Annotated in this window: 14 protein-coding genes; 11 read left to right on the top strand and 3 right to left on the bottom strand. The window is 35.6% G+C overall.

Going from position 1 to position 18532, the window contains the following annotated elements; all coding sequences use genetic code 11:
* Positions 1–46: 46 nt before the first annotated feature.
* The 3 genes from BMW64_RS01150 to BMW64_RS01140 all read right to left on the bottom strand — a co-directional run bounded on the left by BMW64_RS01150 (position 47) and on the right by BMW64_RS01140 (position 3070).
* Positions 47–1705 carry a ribonucleoside-diphosphate reductase subunit alpha gene (locus BMW64_RS01150; protein WP_089998021.1) on the bottom strand — a complete coding sequence of 553 codons (1659 nt, stop codon included), beginning with the start codon at positions 1703–1705 and terminating at the stop codon, positions 47–49.
* Between the two features lie 127 nt (positions 1706–1832).
* Positions 1833–2090 carry a hypothetical protein gene (locus BMW64_RS01145; protein ID WP_089998020.1) on the bottom strand — a complete coding sequence of 86 codons (258 nt, stop codon included), beginning with the start codon at positions 2088–2090 and terminating at the stop codon, positions 1833–1835.
* Between the two features lie 5 nt (positions 2091–2095).
* The gene (locus BMW64_RS01140) at positions 2096–3070 is read right to left on the bottom strand and encodes a ribonucleotide-diphosphate reductase subunit beta (RefSeq protein WP_089998019.1); all 975 of its coding nucleotides are present in this window, start codon (positions 3068–3070) and stop codon (positions 2096–2098) included.
* A 422-nt stretch (positions 3071–3492) separates the two neighbouring features.
* Here BMW64_RS01140 and BMW64_RS01135 point away from each other — a divergent pair, with 422 nt between their 5' ends.
* The 11 genes from BMW64_RS01135 (at position 3493) to BMW64_RS01085 (ending at position 18526) form a co-directional block, all read left to right on the top strand.
* Positions 3493–4182, top strand: a complete 690-nt coding sequence (locus BMW64_RS01135) for an ABC transporter ATP-binding protein (protein ID WP_089998018.1) — start codon at positions 3493–3495, stop codon at positions 4180–4182.
* 119 nt (positions 4183–4301) lie between these two features.
* On the top strand, positions 4302–5531 hold the full coding sequence (locus BMW64_RS01130; protein WP_089998493.1) for an ABC transporter permease: 1230 nt from the start codon (positions 4302–4304) through the stop codon (positions 5529–5531).
* Positions 5532–5625: 94 nt separating this feature from the next.
* A complete protein-coding gene (locus tag BMW64_RS01125; protein ID WP_089998017.1) occupies positions 5626–6897 on the top strand; it encodes an ABC transporter permease in 1272 nt (423 codons plus the stop codon).
* Between the two features lie 75 nt (positions 6898–6972).
* Positions 6973–8169 (top strand): efflux RND transporter periplasmic adaptor subunit, encoded by a 1197-nt coding sequence (locus tag BMW64_RS01120; protein WP_177175209.1) that lies wholly within the window; start codon positions 6973–6975, stop codon positions 8167–8169.
* A 159-nt stretch (positions 8170–8328) separates the two neighbouring features.
* Positions 8329–9849, top strand: coding sequence for an ArnT family glycosyltransferase (locus tag BMW64_RS01115; RefSeq protein ID WP_089998015.1), 1521 nt, complete (start codon positions 8329–8331; stop codon positions 9847–9849).
* Positions 9850–9989: 140 nt separating this feature from the next.
* Positions 9990–10889: an NAD(P)/FAD-dependent oxidoreductase gene (locus BMW64_RS01110; RefSeq protein WP_089998492.1), complete on the top strand. Its 900-nt coding sequence runs from the start codon at positions 9990–9992 to the stop codon at positions 10887–10889.
* A gap of 235 nt (positions 10890–11124) precedes the next feature.
* Entirely contained in the window at positions 11125–12390 is a 1266-nt protein-coding gene (gene glyA / locus BMW64_RS01105; protein ID WP_089998014.1) for a serine hydroxymethyltransferase, read from the top strand.
* Positions 12391–12445: 55 nt separating this feature from the next.
* A complete protein-coding gene (locus BMW64_RS01100) occupies positions 12446–12904 on the top strand; it encodes a regulatory protein RecX (protein ID WP_089998490.1) in 459 nt (152 codons plus the stop codon).
* A gap of 304 nt (positions 12905–13208) precedes the next feature.
* A complete protein-coding gene (locus BMW64_RS01095) occupies positions 13209–15137 on the top strand; it encodes a polysaccharide biosynthesis protein (RefSeq protein ID WP_089998013.1) in 1929 nt (642 codons plus the stop codon).
* A gap of 39 nt (positions 15138–15176) precedes the next feature.
* Complete coding sequence (locus BMW64_RS01090) at positions 15177–15995, top strand: polysaccharide biosynthesis/export family protein (protein ID WP_089998012.1); 819 nt, start codon at positions 15177–15179, stop codon at positions 15993–15995.
* Between the two features lie 164 nt (positions 15996–16159).
* The gene (locus BMW64_RS01085) at positions 16160–18526 is read left to right on the top strand and encodes a GumC family protein (protein WP_089998011.1); all 2367 of its coding nucleotides are present in this window, start codon (positions 16160–16162) and stop codon (positions 18524–18526) included.
* Positions 18527–18532: the final 6 nt, after the last annotated feature.

Raw genomic sequence — 18532 nt, 5'->3', positions numbered from 1 at the left:
TAAAAGCGTGCTCAATTGAATATGTAGTGTTTATTATTTGAGAATCTTAAGCTTCGCAAGCGGTACAGGTAACAAAGTTTACCATCATTTCTTTTGAAACAGAAGAACTTCTTTGATAATAAAGAGTTTTTACCCCTTTTTTCCATGCTTCGATATACAGATAATTAACATCTTTCACCGGCATTGTAGAAGGAATCTGCAGGTTCAATGACTGAGCCTGGTCAATATACTGCTGTCTTTGTGCAGCCTGTGAAATAATTTCCATCGGAGAAATTTCTTTAAATGTTTTAAATACTGCTTTCTCTTCATCCGTTAATTCTTTCAGATGTTGTACAGATCCGTGATTTAACATAATAGTTCTCCATGTTTCCTCGTTATCCAAGCCTTTTTCTGCCAATAACTTTGCCAGATATTTATTCTTACGCATAAAGTTTCCTTTTGCAAGACCTGCTTTAAAATAGTTCGATGCGAATGGCTCAATTCCAGGAGAAGTTTGTCCTAATATAGCAGAACTTGAAGTGGTAGGAGCAATAGCCATTGTCGTGGTATTTCTTAATCCATAACCTTTCAGTAATTCTGGTTCTCCGTAGATATTTGCCAGTTCTCTGGAAGCCTGCTCTGCCTGTTCTTTGATTCTTCTGAAAGCTCTTGCGTTGAATTGAGTTGCCTCAAAACTTTCAAAAGGAATCATATTTTTCTGAAGATAAGAATGATATCCTAAAACACCCAGTCCTAATGCTCTGTGTCTCATAGCAAAATTTCTCGCTCCCTGAAGATAATAATTTCCTTCTGTTTTATCGATAAATTCGGATAGAACGGCATCCAGGAAGTAAATCGCCAGTTTCACTGCATCTGTATCTTTCCATTCATCATAAAGCTCAAGATTCATGGAAGATAAACAGCAGATGAAAGATTCTTCCATCGTTGAAGGAAGCATGATTTCTGAGCAAAGGTTACTTGCATTAACCGTTAATCCTAAATCTTTATAAACCTGTGGTTTATTTCTGTTTACGTTATCGGTAAAGAAAATATATGGAAGTCCCTTTTGCTGACGGCTTTCCAATACTCTTGCCCAGACTTTACGTTTTTCCATATCTCCGTCGATCATATCCTGCATCCAGTAATCTGGAACGCAGATTCCTGTAAACAGGTTCTGGATAGGACTTCCGATGTCTTTGATAGATAAGAATTCTTCAATATCTCCGTGATCGACATCAAGATACGCTGCAAAAGCACCTCTTCTTACGCCGCCCTGAGATACCACATCCATTGCCGTATCAAAAAGTTTCATGAAAGAAACGGCCCCTGAAGATTTTCCGTTATCTGTTACTGCAGTTCCTCTGTTACGAAGTTCCCCGAAATATCCTGAGGTTCCTCCACCGATCTTTGTCTGCATGATGACTTCGCCCATTTTGTGGGTGATTCCTTCGATGCTATCCGGGATGTGAACGTTAAAACAGGAAATAGGAAGACCTCTCTGGGTTCCCATATTGGCCCAAACCGGTGACGAGAAGCTGATCCATCCTTTCGTAATCATTTCCTTGAAAGCCGGCTGAAGCTCAGGTTTATACAGTCTTTTTGCGGCTGCCGTGGTAATTCTGTCGATAGCGCCTTCCACTGTTTCACCTTTCAGCAAATAGCCGCGGTTGAGCATTTGCTCAGACTCTTCATTGAGCCACCATATATTTGTATTTTGTTCCTCCATAGTTGTTTATATTTTCGAAATTCCTGAACGATTTTAAGGCTCAGGAATTTTGTGCTTTTTAATTATAATTTTCTTTAAAAAGATTGTAAATATGTTTCGACGGGTTCACCATGACATCGCTAATAATTTATGAATTATTTAAATCTAATGTTGGTATTTTGTTGTCTGAAGATTCTGTAATAAGATCCTTAATATCAAAATAATTTTCTTTTACAGTTATATTATTAGGCATTGAAGATCCATTTCCTCCAAATATAACATTAAAAAAAATTGTAGATTCAATAGGATTGTCTGTATTAGGGATAATTCTTATTATGTTATCTAAATTAACAATTATTTTATGTCCATCATCATTAGCTTGAGTAAGTTCAATAAATCTTGCCATAATCTTTAGAATAAATCATTCGCCGTAATACTCTTATCATGCTTTGTATAGTCTACAGGCCTTTTAGCGAAGAAATCATCCATTGAATTGGCGAAAACTTCCTCTTCAAACCATACCATTGGGCGGTATTGTTCAGGAGAGACATTATATCTTGTATTCATGTTGATTTTCTTTAAACTGTCATCAACACGATATTTCATGAAGTTTAATAAATCTTCTTTTGAGAATACATTTAATTCTCCCAATTCGAAGATCCAGTCAAGGATTTCTCCTTCCAGTTCAACAGATTGGTCAACAAGGGTATAGATATCCTCAATATCAGAATCGGTCAACAGGTCAGGCTGTTCCTCACGGATTTTATTAATCAGGTAGATTCCGGCGTTGGCATGAATTTGCTCATCAACGGAAGTCCATGCGATGATGTTGGAAACATTTTTCATATATCCTTTAAACCTTGTGAAAGAAAGAATAATCGCAAATTGTGAGAAAAGCGAAACGTTTTCGATCAGGATGCTGAATAGCAGAAGAGAAGAAACATATTCTTTCGGGGTCGCTGAATTAGCGTGTTTTAGAACATTTGACAAAAAGTCAATTCTCTTTTTTACAGCAGGAATTTCAATAACATTCAAAAATTCTTCATTGTAGCCCAGTACTTCCAATAGTCGCGAATAGGCTTCAGAGTGACGGAATTCGCATTCTGCAAAAGTTGCCCCCAAACCATTGAATTCCGGTTTTGGAAGATGGTTATACAAATTCCCCCAGAACGTTTTTACGGATACTTCAATCTGTGCGATGGCAAGAAGTGCATTTTTTACGGCGTGTTTTTCGTGCGGTTCCAACTGTGAATGAAAATCCTGAACATCTGCAGTAAAATCTACTTCCGAGTGCACCCAAAACGACTTGTTGATCGCCTCTACGAATTGAAGAACCTCAGGGTATTCAAATGGCTTATAGCTTACTCTTTTATCAAAAATTCCCATATTTTAGAATGTCTTAAAAAATTAAATAATAGATCGATGTGGATAAAGTTCAAAAAATATACAACGCTTTGATTTGTTGTCACTTAGAGTTAATAGTTATTAACCTGAAAAGTGTTTTATTTTTTGTGATGTACAAGTACAAAGTTAGAAAACAAGAACTGTATTTAAAAGGGTGAAACACTAAATGATTGAGTTTTAACCGTAAAAGTTTTCCACATTTACATGAAAACCGCTTAGATACTGGCTTACAAAACAATATGCGGTAAAAATACATCGTATCAGCGATTTAATATTAAACATTAATTCATAAAGTACTATAAATAAAGAATAAATGTATTAAACAGTAATTTAATTAAAGAATTTTTCATTCTGCGTAACAAATCAAAATTTATATCTACTTATTGGATAAAACATACCACTTAATGTTAGTAATTCAGGATTTACATAAGTCATACGATACCGGAAAAAGTAAGCTGCATGTTCTTAAGGGAATTAATCTTACTATTTCCGAGGGTGAATTTGTTTCGATCATGGGAAGTTCCGGTTCCGGAAAATCGACCTTGCTTAATATTATCGGTATTCTTGATGAAAAAGATTCAGGTATTTATGAGCTGGATGGTGTTCCGATAGAGCATCTTTCGGAGGTAAAGGCTGCAGAATATAGAAGTAAATTTTTAGGTTTCATCTTCCAGTCTTTTAATTTGATTGGTTATAAAACAGCTTTGGATAATGTTGCCCTTCCTTTATATTATCAGAATGTTCCGAGAAAGGAACGGGAGCGTAAAGCGATGGAATATCTGGAAAAAGTCGGACTTGCACAATGGGCCAATCACTTGCCTAATGAGCTTTCCGGAGGACAGAAACAAAGGGTTGCCATTGCAAGGGCATTGATCACGGATCCTAAAGTTGTACTTGCCGACGAACCTACAGGAGCTCTGGATTCTAAAACAACGCACGATATCATGAAACTTCTGCAGGATATCAATAATGAAGGAAAGACCATTATCGTGGTAACTCACGAACCTGACGTGGCTGCACAAACCAAACGAAACGTTATTTTAAAAGACGGTATCATCGAAAGTGATGAGTTTATTAAGCAGCTCGTTTTATAGGCTGGAAGCTGGGAGATGGAGGCTTGAGGATGAAAAAATTAAAATTGTAATAATTAAATAAATCAGCGGAAAGATTGGAAACTTCCATCATCAGGCTTCCCGCTTCAAATCTAAGAAATATGTTCGACCTAGATCGCTGGCAGGAAATATTCAGTTCGATTCGCAGTAATGTATTGCGGACGGTGCTTTCCGGCTTTACTGTGGCTTTGGGATTATTTATTTTCATTGTTCTTTTCGGAATTGGGACAGGACTTCAGAATGCCTTTACACAAGGCTTTGCACGGGATGCCCAAAATCTGATTTCTATTGTGACAGGCAAAACAACAGTGGCTTACAAAGGACTTCAGTCTGATAGAGTTGTGACGATGAATAATGACGATTATGATTTCCTCGTCAACATTGATAAAGAAAAAGTAGGAAGCTCAACACCACGTTATACCGCAAATTTATTAGTAAAATACGGCAAAGAAAGTGGTAATTATCAGATCAACGGGGCGCAGCCTGAAGAACAGGTTATTGAAAACCGGAAAATGCTGGACGGCAGATATCTGACACCCACCGATCTTGAAAGAAAGCAAAATGTGGCGGTAATCGGAAGAATGGTGCAGCGTGATTTAATTAAAAACGGAAGTCCCATTGGTAAAGAATTAAACATTAACGGAACCATGTTTAAAGTGGTTGGTGTTTTCTCTGATGACGGTGGCGACTGGGATGAAAGGCATATTACGGTTCCCATCACTACTTTACAGCAGATGAAAAAAGGCTCAGATACCGTGAGTATCAATTACATCGCTTATAATGATAAGCTTACGCCACAACAAGCCATTAAATATGGTGATGAAATTAAAGAAAAATTAAAAGCCAGAAAAAATGTTGCCCCAAGTGATGAAAATGGAGTAAGAGTCTGGAACAATGCCCAAAATATGGAAGATACTTTTGCCTTTATGGCGGTACTTACCGGAATCGTAGGATTTATCGGCTTGGGAACTCTAGCAGCCGGAATTATCGGGATCAGTAATATCATGGTGTATATTGTAAAAGAACGTACAAAGGAAATCGGAGTAAGAAAAGCGATCGGCGCTAAACCGCGAAGTATTGTTGCGCTGATTGTTCAGGAAAGTGTGGTCATTACTGTTATTTCAGGCTTTGTGGGAGTAGGACTGGGTGTTTTAGCTTTACATCTGATTGGTGACAGCCTGGAAGAATATTTTATAAAAGATCCGAGTGTAGGCTGGGGTTCTATCTTTATGGCATTTATTGCCCTCGTATTTTCGGGTTTAATAGCTGGTTTTGTTCCGGCATACAGAGCATCGAAAATTAAACCTATTGAAGCGCTGAGAACAGAATGATGAACAATTAATGGGGAATTTAGTCTCAGAAAGATTGACCATTGATTCGCAGAGATTGACTTTTGACATTATTAAAAAGATTGACAGTTAGAAAATGAATATAATATTTAAAAAAGATACTTGGCAGGAAATTTATTATTCACTCAGGAATAATAAACTTCGAACATTTCTTACCATGATTGGGGTAGGATGGGGTATGTTTTTGTATGTAAGTCTGCTTGGGGCTGCCAAGGGAATGGAAAACGGTTTCGATAAATTATTTTCAGGCTTTGCGACCAATTCCATTTTTCTCTGGGCACAAAATACATCCATTCCTTACGAAGGTTTTCCCAAAGGGCGCCAGATGCATCTCCATCTTTCGGATGCAGATATGCTGAAAAGGAAAATTTCAGATATTGATTACATCTCGCCTCAGAACTCCAGAGGAAGCTTTACCGGAACACCGGGAGAATCAATGTCAAGGAACGGTAAAAGTGGCACGTATTCTTTGACTGGAGATTATCCTGTAGGAAATAAAATATCAGAGAAAAAACTGATTTACGGACGTTATATTAATGATGCTGACGTATCAGGAAATAAAAATGTAGCTGTTATTGGTGAAGAGATTTATAAAAACTTTTTTGATTCTAAAAAGAATGAAAATCCTCTGGGAAAATCAATCAATATTAAAGGGATTTTCTTTAATGTCGTAGGCGTTTTCCGGGTGAAAAAAGGAGGCGGATTTGAAAATGATCAGACGGTTTTTATACCGCTTTCGACGTATACGAAGATGTATAATGCAGCAGATCAGATCGATATGTTTGCGATTGTAAGCAAGCCTAATGTCAATGTAAATTCCGTAGAAGAAAATGTAAAGCTTGAATTGAAAACTAAAAATAAAGTTTCTCCAGAAGATACCAATGCTTTCGGAAGTTTTAACCTTGGAAAAGAATTTAAAAAACTTACCGGCTTTCTAACAGGGATGCAGCTTCTTACCATTATCGTAGGAACACTGACTATCCTCGCAGGGGTAATTGCTATTTCAAACATTCTTTTGATTACCGTAAAGGAAAGAACGAAGGAAATTGGAATCAGGAGAGCGCTTGGTGCCAAACCTTCTGAAGTGAGAAACCAGATTCTCCTGGAAAGTGTTGTAATTACGCTGTCGTCGGGACTTATCGGTTTTATGTTCGGAATTTTTGTCCTGATGATTTTAAACATAGCAACGCAAGGTCAGGACTCATTCCCGTTCTATAATCCTACAGTGAATTATGGAAATGTATTTGCAGCGATGGCGGTAATGGTATTTTTAGGGCTGATTATCGGGATGATTCCGGCACAGAGGGCAGTGAAAATACGACCTATTGAAGCATTAAGAACGGAATAAATTATAAGTTGTAATGGGTGATTGTCGCGACTGAAGCAGTTGATTTTTAATTTAAATAATAAATAAACTATACATATGAAAAAGAAATTCACTTGGAAAAAAGCCATTTATATTATCTTGGGGCTTTTATTTGCAGTGGCATTGTTCTCAGGGATCGGGTATCTCGTAAAATCCAATTCTAAAGAGAGCGAAGCTTTCCTTACCCGTAAACCTACCGTTCAGAATATGGATGATAAGGTGATGGCTACAGGAAAAATTATTCCGAAGGAAGAAATTGAAATCAAACCCAATATAGCAGGGATTATCGATAAAATTTTAGTGGATGAAGGCGATAAGGTACAGGCCGGACAACTGATCGCAACAGTAAGAATTGTTCCGAATATTGCGGAGGTAAACAACGCCCAGCAGAATGTGAATAATCAGCAGCTTCAGATCAGCAATGCAAAACTGAATGTTGAAAATATGCGCAAACAGTTTGAAATACAGGAAAGACTTTACAAACAAGGCGTGGCCTCAAAACAGGAGTATTTAAATGCACAACAGCAATTGTATACTACACAGCAGGCATTGAGAAATGCGCAGCAGCAGCTTGTAACCGCGCAAAAGTCTTTACTGATTGCAAAAACGGGTGCTACTCCTGAATTGCAGGGATTGGCCACTACGCAGATCCGTTCGAAAGCTTCAGGGACTGTTCTTGAAGTGCCGGTAAAGGTGGGAAGTCAGGTAATTGAAGCCAACTCATTCAACGCGGGAACTACCATTTGTTCAATCGCTGATCTTAATTCATTGATTTTCCAGGGAGAAATTGATGAGGCTCAGGCCGGCAAACTGAAACAGGGAATGGATATGAATATCGTAATTGGTGCTCTTCAGAATAAAACATTTCCGGGAAGACTGACGATGATCGCCCCAAAAGGTAAAGACAACAACGGAACCATTAAATTCCCGGTCGAAGGCGACGTTTTCAATCCGAATAACGAATATATCAGAGCTGGATTTTCTGCCAATGGTGAGATTGTACTGACGTCAAAGAAAAATGCTTTGCTTTTAGACGAGTCTTTAATTCAGTATGAAAAGAAAAATGGTAAAGATGTTCCTTTCGTTGAGGTGAAGCAGAAAGATGGTAAATTCAAAAAAGCATACGTAAAACTTGGGGCAAGCGACGGAATCAATGTTGAAATCCTGTCAGGAATTGATAAAAATGCTGATGTTAAAGTTTGGAACCCATCTGACAAAGACAAAGAAGAACTGAAAGATAAAGCAAAAAAATAGTAAACTAACACTATAAATTTTTTAGATGTAATTATCCTGGGATCTTTTTCTCAGGATTTTTATTTAATAAAGAGTTTAAAATATTGATTAATTGTAATTTTAAACATGAATGTAATATCTGCAGGCTTTTGAATGTTTTATTATAATATTAGAACGACCATGAAAAAAAGTGGAATTATCCTTTTCTTATTTATTTTAGCCAAATTTATTCTTCAATTCACAGCAATCAATCCTGAATATGAGCTTCAGCGTGATGAATATCTGCATCTTGATCAGGCAAATCATCTGGCATGGGGATATTTATCAGTTCCACCGGTGACTTCCTGGATAGCGTTTTTAATTAAAATCTTAGGGAACTCTGTATTTTGGGTGAAATTTTTTCCTGCATTATTTGGAGCATTAACGATTGTTGTTGTCTGGAAAATGATTGAAGAACTCGGAGGGAATTTATACGCCCAGATTTTGGCTTCTACTGGAATTCTGCTTTCCGTTCTATTGCGTCTCAATACGCTTTTTCAGCCTAATTCACTGGAAGTATTGTTATGGACACTGGTGTATTTTTCCTTAATTAAGTATTTAAACTCTGAGAAAGTAAAATGGCTGTATATAGGAGCTGTATTTTTTGGAATTGGCTTTTTAAACAAGTATAATATTGTATTTTCACTCTTGGGAATTATTCCTGCTCTGCTTTTAACAAGACAAAGAAAAATTTTTCTGCAGAAGCACTTATATTTTGCCGCATTATTGTCATTAGTTTTCATTTTACCAAATATGATATGGCAGTATCTTCATCATTTTCCGATGATTCATCATATGAAAGAACTTTCAGAAAGACAGTTGGCGAATGTGAACCGGTTTGATTTTCTAAAGTCGCAGATTCTGTTTTTCTTAGGATCTGTATTGGTTATTTTTTCCGGATTTTACGCATTGCTTGTTTACAAGCGGTTTGAAAAATTCAGGTTCTTCCTGTGGGCTTATCTTTTTACGATGATCTTATTTTTGCTTTTTAAGGCTAAAGATTATTATGCGATTGGTATTTATCCAACCTATATTGCCTTTGGAGCGGTATTTATTTCAGACTTTCTGGATAGAATAAAGCCTGGGAAAATACTGAAAGTTGTTTTTATAGTGATGGCTGTGATGTGTTTTATTCCGATCTACGGTGTTGCTTTGCCAAACAAAAGTCCGCGGTATATTTTGTCTCATCAGGATATGTACAGGAATTTGGGAATGCTGCGCTGGGAAGACGGTAAAGATCACCAGCTGCCGCAGGATTTTGCAGATATGCTTGGCTGGAAAGAGCTTGCTGAGAAAACAGATCGACTGTATACGGAACTTTCTAAAAGCGGAAATACTTTGGTGCTGTGTGATAATTATGGACAGGCAGGTGCAATCAATTACTATTCGGTAAAAGGGATAAAAGCAGTTTCATTTAATGCAGATTACATTAATTGGTTTGATTTCAGTAAAACATATACCAACTTAATCAGGATAAAAGAGTCTCCGGAAGATGAGCTTAAGAAAACGGCTACGGTCTTTAAATATTCAAAAATTTCAGATTCCATTGTTAATCCTTTTGCAAGAGAAAAAGGTACTGTTATTTTCAGTTTTGAAGGGGCCAAAATTGATATTAATAAAAGAGTACAAAGTGAGATTGAAGAAATTAAGGCCGGATATTAGAGATATTTATTTATTTCTTACTCCTGTTTCGGAATAATTTTAAATTATTAACGCAACATTATTGCATTAAAGAAATCTTTTTTAACTTTGCCTGATAAACGGTTCATTACTTGTATTTAATTGAGGCAAACAACGATTTTATGGAAAATAACTTTGATGTAATAATAATAGGAGGTAGCTACGCAGGATTATCGGCAGGAATGTCTTTGGGCAGATCTTTAAGAAATGTTTTAATCATAGACAGCGGAAAACCCTGCAACAGACGGACACCTTATTCACATAATTTTTTGACACAGGATGGAAAAACGCCGAAAGAAATTTCGGATATGGCGAAAGAACAGGTTATGAAATATGAAACAGTATCTTTTTTTGATGGTACAGTTTTAAGAACTTCAAGAAATTCTGATGGTTTTACTATAGAAACGACAAATGGAGAAAAATTTTCCGCTAAAAAAATAATTCTCGCTTCTGGTGTAAAAGATCAGATTCCGGATATTGAAGGATTTTCAGAATGCTGGGGAATATCTGTAATCCATTGTCCGTATTGTCACGGCTATGAAGTAAAAGGCAAAAGAACAGGAATACTTTCCAATGGCGATCTTGCATTCGAATTTTCAAAGCTGGTTTTTAATTTATCAAAAAATCTTATTTTATTTACTAATGGAAAATGTACATTCAGTGAAGATCAAAAAAATAGATTTAACCAAAATAAAATCGTCATTGCCGAACAGGAAATACAAAAAATAGTACACGAGAATGGCCAGATCCGGAAAGTTGTATTTAAAGACGGTCAGGAGGAAACACTTGATGCTTTGTATGCTAAAATACCTTTTGAGCAGAACATTAATACGGATGATCTCAAACTTGAGCTTACCGAACATGGTTTCATTAAAATAGATCATTTCCACAAGACCAGCGCAGAAGGTGTTTTTGCGTGCGGTGATAATACAACGATGATGAGATCTGTTGCGAATGCTGTGGCACAAGGAAACTTTACAGGTGCAATCGTTAATAAAGAGCTTTCTGATGAAGGATTTTAATTTTCTTTACATCAAATATATTTATTCCTCTAAAATTTTTTTGTGAGGAATTTTTTAATTTTTAAGATTAAAATGTAGATGAAAAATACCCGGAAAATATTGTTTTAACATCATTAAAAAAGAGATATCTTAACAAATTGAACAATTTTAAGGATGAAAAATCATATTTGTTAATACCATAATCTTGCTCAAAATTTCGTACTTTTGGGGTGAAAAATTTCAAAACTAAAAGTAAATGGACATTATTTTCGACCTGATTGAAAAAGAAAGACAAAGACAAACCCACGGGATTGAGATGATTGCATCAGAAAACTTTGTTTCTGACAATGTGATGAAAGCTATGGGAAGCGTACTTACCAACAAATATGCGGAAGGATATCCCGGAAAAAGATATTATGGAGGATGCGAGGTTGTAGATGAGGTTGAAACTTTGGCCATTGAAAGAGCAAAGCAGCTTTTTGGTGTAGATTATGTTAATGTGCAGCCACATTCAGGATCTCAGGCGAATGCAGCTATTTATCTTGCCGTTTTAAAGCCGGGCGACAAAATCATGGGAATGGATCTTTCTATGGGAGGGCACCTTACTCATGGTTCGGCCGTTAATTTTTCAGGAATTCAATACGATGTCGTTTCTTATGGAGTTCAGCAGGAAACAGGTCTTATCGATTATGATCAGATGAGAGAAGTTGCTCTGAGAGAAAAACCAAAAATGATGATTGCCGGTTTTTCAGCGTATTCAAGAGATCTTGATTATGCTAAATTCAGAGAGGTTGCCGATGAAATTGGTGCGACACTTTGGGCAGATATCGCGCATCCTGCAGGTTTGGTGGCAAAAGGATTATTGAATTCACCATTTGAGCATTGCCATGTAGTGACTACTACGACGCATAAAACGTTGAGAGGTCCGAGAGGAGGTATGATCATGATGGGTAAAGATTTTGAAAACACTTACGGCCACAAAACTCCGAAAGGAGAAATCAAAATGATGAGTCAGGTTTTGGATGGAGCTGTTTTTCCAGGTATTCAGGGAGGTCCTTTGGAGCATGTGATTGCAGGAAAAGCGGTAGCTTTTGGGGAGGCTTTGGATTCTAAGTTCGAAACATATGCAAAACAGGTTAAATCTAATGCTCAGGCATTGTCAAAAGCAATGATTGACAGAGGATTTGACATTGTAAGCGGAGGTACCGACAATCACCTGATGCTTGTTGACCTAAGAAATAAAGGTGTAAACGGAAAAGAAACTGAAAAAGCGTTGGTGCTGGCAGATATTACCTGCAACAAAAATATGGTACCTTTTGATGATAAGTCACCATTCACGACATCCGGGATCAGATTGGGAACCGCAGCGATCACAACCAGAGGATTGAAAGAAAATGATATGGATACCATTGCAGGATTGATTTCTGAAGTGGTGGATAACATTAAAAATGAAGAAGTAATCGCTACTGTAAGAAAGAAAGTAAATGAATTAATGGAAGGTAAAGCCTTATTTAACTATTAAAATTTATTTAAATACAATATAAAGAATGGGCATCTGCTCATTCTTTTTATATGATATGGAAAAGAAGTCGTTCACCTTTGATGAGATTAAGCAAAAGCTGGTAAACTATTGTGTATATCAGGATCGCTGTCATTATGAAGTGGAACAGAAAATGAAGGAATTTCTCCTGATTGATGAAGCGAAAGAAGAGATCTTGCTTTATCTTTTACAGGAAAATTATTTAAATGAAGAAAGATTTACACGGAGCTATATCAGAGGGAAATTTTACATTAAACACTGGGGAAAGACAAAAATTAAAATCCACCTCAAACAAAAACAGATTCCGGAAAAGCTCATCAATGGATGTTTCGATGAAATTGATGAAACAGACTATAATAAAACCATCCGGAAAATGTATGATGATTATTATTCAAAACAAAAAGGGCTTAAAGAATATCAGCGTAAATCAAAAACAATAAAGTATTTAATGACCAGGGGATTTGAATATGAAAAAATAAATGAAGTTTTTGAATAATTATAGATTAGTGAGATTGAGAAAAAGAAAAAAAATAGTTTTGATTCACAATATGTTTTACAATTTATTGAAAATAGAAAATAATACTATTAATCTGTGGTATGTTTTTTGCCAAGGTTGATTTCTGTCGCTCAAACGTACTTTTAATCATAGAAGGATAAGTTTGAGAGTCAATATTATCTCTTAATTAAATTTATTTTTAAATATTAATGATAGATGAAATTTTATTTTAAATTTGCATCAATACTTTCGAATAAGAAGGTAAACTTATACTTTTTTACACACATGAATACCATTAAAGACAATGTACAACTCTTTTAGAAAGAAAATGTTCGGAGGAGATAATGTTGTCAATCTCTCGGATGTAAGATATCTGCCAAGGTGGATAATTCTTGTAATAGATATTATCATTTTGGTTATATCTCTGTTTTTATCTACCTACATTATAGAAAAGATTACACAAGCTGAGTTTGTCTACAACAGAGACCGGCTTATTGTATTTGCAGGCATATTACTTTCAAATGTCATTTTTATGTACATTTTTAAAACGTATGCAGGTATTATAAGGCATTCAACGTTTATTGATCTTTTCAAATTACTTATATCGTGCTTCTGTACATTATTTACGGTAGGAACTGTAAACTTTATTTGTTTATGGATTACGGGCATAAAATTTATCATTAATCCTTTTTTGGTTCTGTATTTTATTATTTCTTTTATGGGCCTTTTTCTTTTCAGGCTTTATGTAAAAGAATTTTTCCATATAGTTAGAGAATACAGAAGAAGTACGTTGAAGAAAAGAATTCTTGTATTGGGGATAGATGAACAGTCTATTGCTATAGCAAGAGCTATTCTAGATAATCCGAGTCTTCCTTATCACGTAGTAGGATTTCTTACCCAGCGTACTGATTCCAGAAGAGCATATCTCCTCGGGAAGCCAATCTTTGGAAAAGAAAAAATAGAACGTCATTCAAAAGAAGAGCTTCTTGTAGACGGTGTCATCATTATAAAAGAGATGATGTCAAAAGATGAGATGAACTCCTGGGTCAATTTGTTTCTGGAAAAAGATCTTAATATATTTAAAGCACCATCTGTACAGAAACTTAGGGATAGTGATTTTGGAGGATCGATCCGTAATCTGCAGATTGAAGACCTTTTGAATAGGAAGCCTATTAAAATCCAGAATGAGGAGATCAGAAGAAGACATTTTAATAAAAACATACTGGTAACAGGTGGTGCTGGATCTATCGGAAGTGAAATCGTACGCCAGGTTGCTCAATTTGATCCTTCTTTGATTGTTGTATTAGATCAGGCTGAAACACCTTTATATGATATAGAGCTTGAAATGAAGGAAAAGTTTCCTCATATCAGATTTAAGTTTGTTTTAGCTGATGTTTCGAATAAGTATAGAATAGAGCCTTTATTCCAGACTTATAATTTCTCTATGGTATATCATGCGGCGGCATATAAACATGTTCCGTTGGTTGAAGAAAATCCACATGAAGGAATTTTGGTGAATGTATTAGGATCAAAAATTATTGCCACATTATCGAGCAAGTATCATGTAAACAGATTTGTGATGATATCTACCGACAAGGCTGTAAATCCTACCAATGTAATGGGGGCTTCCAAAAGAGCTGCGGAGTTATTTGTACAGTCATTACAGAATGTTGAGGGCAACAGTACCAAATTTATTACCACCAGATTCGGAAATGTTTTAGGATCAAATGGATCGGTAATTCCACATTTTAAAAGACAGATTGAAGCAGGCGGACCAGTGACGATTACTCATCCGGATATTGTGAGGTATTTCATGACAATTCCTGAAGCATGTGAACTTGTATTGCAGGCAGGAACAATGGGACAGGGAGGTGAGATCTTTGTTTTCGATATGGGAGAGCCTGTAAAAATATTGGATTTGGCCAGAAGAATGATTAAGTTGTCAGGATTTGAACCTAATATTGATATCAAAATTATTTATACAGGATTAAGACCGGGAGAAAAACTGTATGAAGAACTTCTGAGTGATGATGCCAAAACATTGCCTACCCACAATGAAAAAATCATGGTTTCCAAAGATCCGACGATGGAATTCCTGGAAATAGAAACGTTGGTGAATTCCATAACTAAAGCTTCTCTGAGAAGGGACAAAGTTGAAGTTGTAAAGCTTCTGAAGATAATTGTTCCTGAATTCAGAAGTAATAATTCAATATATGAATCATTGGATAAGTAGAAAAGATTTAAATGTATATATTTGTACAATTTTAAATTTATGAAGGGTAAAGCTTTAGTTATATTTAGTGCTTTGATGTTGCTTTCGTGCAGAGTTAATCAAAATGCTAAGAATGATTTGAATTACATGCAGAATATTGAGCAGGCAGCTGTTGAAAATTCTTTAAAAAACTCACGGTCTACCATTCAGCCTGGAGATCAGCTTGTTATTTTAATAACAGCCAAGGATATGGATGTGGTTAAACCTTTTAATCAAAACTACTCATCATCAGAAGTTGTACAGACAAATGCAGCAGCAGGAGGAAACACGCCGAACCAGGGGGCTGCAAGTATTTCCGGACCAACCTATATCGTAGATTCTAAAGGTGATATTGATTTTCCAACATTAGGTATTATCAATACAACAGGTAAAACCCTTATTGAATTTAAAGACGAACTAAGAGAAAAGATACAGCAGTATGTTATTAATCCTGCCGTAAATGTAAGACTGGCTAATTTTAAAATTACGATATTAGGAGAAGTTAACAAACAGGGTGACTACACGATTTCAAACGGACAGGGAACAATTTGGAATGCATTGGGAATGGCAGGCGATCTTACCATGTATGGAAAAAGAGATGACATACTGATTATCCGTACCGAAAACGGAGTGGTGTCTCACGGAAAAATAAATTTAACGGATGCCAATCTTATCAACTCACCTTATTATTACCTTAAGCAGGGTGATGCGATCATTGTACCAGCCACTAATACCAAAGATGTACAGGCAAAACAGAATCCTAATACAGGACTCTATTTAACGGCGATTTCTATTGCAGTAACTGCAGTTGCGGTTATCGTATCTTTGATCCGAAAATAGATTTTACAGTACATTTAGCAACAAATCAATACTTATCAATATTAAGAATTGGTGATTAGTTAGATTAAGCATTAAACAAATACAGCAATTATGGGTAAAGTCTGAAGAAAAGATTGTTAATGCGCATATAATGATAGTTAAAGATTTAAATATAAAACTAAATAATGAATAACTCTATAGTTGAAGAACAGGGTAAAAAAATTAATATTAATGAAGCTTTAAAACCTTATCTGAGAAACTGGATCTGGTTCATTATCATTCCTATTTTATCTTTAGTTATAGTATATCTGTATGTAAAACAGGCAACACCTGTATATAAAACCCAAACATCAGTACTCATCAAAGATGCCAAAAAAGCACCTTCTACAACAACGGGAGAGTTTGCTGTATTACAGGATCTATCGGGCTTGGGAGGAATGGGTACCAACAGTATTGAAAACGAAATAGAAATATTCAAGTCTAAGAAGATGATGTATGATGTTGTCAAAAAGCTTGAATTACAGAATGTGGTTTACACAAAATCTGGCCTCAAGACAAAAGAACTTTACAGAGATACTTCGCCGGTCATCATACATACAATCAACGAAAAGCCTTTTACAAAAACTCCTGAAAAGCCCATTGCTATAAAAATATCTGGAAATGATATTACCTTAAGTTCTGAAGAACTTCCAAAAGAAATCAAAACAACTTTTAATAGAACGATCAGTTTGCCTTATGCTAATCTGATCATTGAGCGCAACAGGAAATTTAACAAGCTAAAAGCTGGTGATACGAGTGAAATGTACTTCTCTTATACTACACTTGAAAACACGGTAAATAGCTGGCAGGGCAAATTAAATGTTTATTTAGTGAATAAAGATGCTACCGTGATTGGCCTTTCATTAAATTATCCTAATAACGACAAAGCCAAAGACATTCTTAATAATTTAGTGGATGTTTATAACACTGAAGCTATTAATGAAAAAAATTCTGAATCCAAGAAAACAAAGGATTTTATAGATGACAGAATAAATATTATTGCAAATGAGTTAGGACAGGTTGAAAATCAGAAAGAAAACTTTAAAACCTCAAACAAAATTGTTGATATTGAAACCGAAGCCAAATTAAATCTTGAAACTTCTGCGAACGCCAGGGCAAGAGAGCTGGAATTGGAATCTCAACTTGAATTAACTAATTCATTGATTGATTTTTTAGGCAGGCAAAATAATTCTCAGGTTTTACCAGCAAACATAGGTTTAAATAATGAAACAGCAGTGTCAAATATATCTGCTTATAATCAATTGGTTATAGAGAGAAATAGGTTGTTGGAGAATGCAACGGCTCAAAACCCGCTTGTAGTAGACTTAAGTAAGCAGATTTCTTCCTTAAAAGGCGCCGTTATGGAAAGCTTAATTAAAAACAGAACGGGCCTACAGCTAGCCAGAAACCAATATCAGGGAGAACAAAGTACAATTAATTCTAAGATTACTAAAGTACCTTCTCAGGAAAAAAAGTTTAGAAGTATTGAAAGACAACAGCAGATCAAAGAAAGTTTATATCTTTTATTACTTCAGAAAAGAGAAGAAACAGCAATTTCATTGGCTGTAACAGCGAATAAAGCAAGAATTGTAGATTATGCATATACATTACCGAATCCTATCTCTCCAAGAAAACAAGTATTCTTATTAGGAGGGCTGTTGCTTGGTTTACTGATCCCTTTTATCATTATTTATATTAAAGAATTACTTAATAATAAAATCAAGTCAAGACACGATCTGGAAGTCCTATCTCACGGTAAATCAGTAATCGGAGAAATCCCGAGCTTGGAAAGAGGGCAGGAAGAGCTTATTAAGACTAATGATCTTACTCCTTTGGCAGAAGCTTTCAGAATATTGATTACGAATATGAACTTTATGCTGGCTAAGAAAAAAGAAGCTAAAGTGGTATTTGTAACCTCCACCGTAAAAGGGGAAGGTAAAACATTCGTTTCTGTAAATCTTTCTTTAGCACTTGCTACTCCAAATAAAAAAGTTATTATTATAGGTTCTGATATCAGGAATCCCCAACTTCAAAGGTATAATCCTGCAAGAAAAGGCTTGATGGGACTTACTGAATATCTGTACGAGGATAAAACCAAAATTGAAGATATCGTACATACCTCTACTTTTAATCCGTACCTGCATGTAATTTATTCGGGAAGTATACCGCCTAATCCTACAGAACTTCTTACGAATGGTCGCTATGAAGAACTTTTAGATGAACTTAAAACTAAGTATGACTATATTATTTTAGATACAGCCCCATTAATGCTTGTTACAGATACCTTCCTTTTTGCTGAAATGGCAGATGTAACATTGTATGTTGCAAGATCTGGTTATACAGAAAAAACATTGATCGATTTTGCTAATAAGAATATTGAGTCAGAGAAAATCAAAAATGTAGGTTTTGTATTAAATGATGTAAATCAGAATTATTTTGGCTATGGAAACAAATATGGTTATGGGTATAATGCTGAAGAAAGAAAATGGTGGCAAAAGATTCTTAACAGATAGAAAATC

It is taken from the genome of Chryseobacterium taichungense (assembly GCF_900109935.1).
Taxonomy (GTDB): Bacteria; Bacteroidota; Bacteroidia; order Flavobacteriales; family Weeksellaceae; genus Chryseobacterium; species Chryseobacterium taichungense.
Note: the sequence above shows the minus strand (reverse complement) of the source record. Positions and strands in the feature narration are given on the sequence as shown.

Excerpts from the sequence above, each read along its gene's own strand:
- BMW64_RS01145 (WP_089998020.1), bottom strand. The coding sequence starts at position 2,090 with ATGGCAAGATTTATTGAACTTACTCAAGCTAATGATGATGGACATAAA.
- BMW64_RS01085 (WP_089998011.1), top strand. The coding sequence starts at position 16,160 with ATGAATAACTCTATAGTTGAAGAACAGGGTAAAAAAATTAATATTAAT.
- BMW64_RS01095 (WP_089998013.1), top strand. The coding sequence starts at position 13,209 with ATGTACAACTCTTTTAGAAAGAAAATGTTCGGAGGAGATAATGTTGTC.
- BMW64_RS01120 (WP_177175209.1), top strand. The coding sequence starts at position 6,973 with ATGAAAAAGAAATTCACTTGGAAAAAAGCCATTTATATTATCTTGGGG.
- BMW64_RS01135 (WP_089998018.1), top strand. The coding sequence starts at position 3,493 with ATGTTAGTAATTCAGGATTTACATAAGTCATACGATACCGGAAAAAGT.
- BMW64_RS01090 (WP_089998012.1), top strand. The coding sequence starts at position 15,177 with ATGAAGGGTAAAGCTTTAGTTATATTTAGTGCTTTGATGTTGCTTTCG.
- BMW64_RS01110 (WP_089998492.1), top strand. The coding sequence starts at position 9,990 with ATGGAAAATAACTTTGATGTAATAATAATAGGAGGTAGCTACGCAGGA.
- BMW64_RS01125 (WP_089998017.1), top strand. The coding sequence starts at position 5,626 with ATGAATATAATATTTAAAAAAGATACTTGGCAGGAAATTTATTATTCA.
- BMW64_RS01130 (WP_089998493.1), top strand. The coding sequence starts at position 4,302 with ATGTTCGACCTAGATCGCTGGCAGGAAATATTCAGTTCGATTCGCAGT.
- BMW64_RS01100 (WP_089998490.1), top strand. The coding sequence starts at position 12,446 with ATGGAAAAGAAGTCGTTCACCTTTGATGAGATTAAGCAAAAGCTGGTA.
- BMW64_RS01115 (WP_089998015.1), top strand. The coding sequence starts at position 8,329 with ATGAAAAAAAGTGGAATTATCCTTTTCTTATTTATTTTAGCCAAATTT.
- glyA (WP_089998014.1), top strand. The coding sequence starts at position 11,125 with ATGGACATTATTTTCGACCTGATTGAAAAAGAAAGACAAAGACAAACC.
- BMW64_RS01150 (WP_089998021.1), bottom strand. The coding sequence starts at position 1,705 with ATGGAGGAACAAAATACAAATATATGGTGGCTCAATGAAGAGTCTGAG.
- BMW64_RS01140 (WP_089998019.1), bottom strand. The coding sequence starts at position 3,070 with ATGGGAATTTTTGATAAAAGAGTAAGCTATAAGCCATTTGAATACCCT.